At 50.1% G+C, this 511-nt stretch carries 1 pseudogene; it reads right to left on the reverse strand.

Features of this window, described 5'->3' with window-relative positions:
- Nucleotides 1-511, reverse strand: a pseudogene (locus KW824_RS20610) (hypothetical protein); the annotation flags it as partial.

Here is a 511-nt window from a genome sequence, read left to right on the forward strand (position 1 = left end):
GCGCAGAGCCCTGTCCTCCTTGTTCTGACTGTCGTGCTTTCGTCTCTCCTCCTTCATTGTCACCAGCTTGCCTTTCCCGTCCACTTTTATTTCCTCTTTCGCCCCCCCTTTCATCTCTGCCTGCATCCTTTCCCCCCCTTCTCTCTCCCTCCTCTCCCTCTTTCTCCCTTTCTTTTTTTCCCTTCTTTCTTCCCTCTTTTCTCCCCTCTTTTTCTTCCCCCCCTTTCCCCTCTTCTTCTTCTTTCTCCTCTCTCCCTTCTTCTCTTTCTTTCTCCTTCCTCCTCCCCCTTTTCCTTTTCCTCTTTTCTTTTCCTCCCTTTCTTTTCTTTTCCTCTCCTCCTTTTTCCTTTTTTCTCCCTCTCCTCCTCCCTTCCCCCCTCTTTCCTCCTCTCTTTTTTCTCCTTTTCCTCTTCCCTCCCTTTTCTCCCTCCCTCCTCTTCCTTCTCTTTCTTCCTCCTTCTTTTTTTTCTTTCTCTCGTCTGCCCCGTGCCCCTGTCTCCCTGTCCTTGTC

Origin of the sequence: Aeromonas sp. sif0611 (assembly GCF_019218845.1) — a bacterium.
Classification (GTDB): Bacteria; Pseudomonadota; Gammaproteobacteria; order Enterobacterales; family Aeromonadaceae; genus Aeromonas; species Aeromonas media.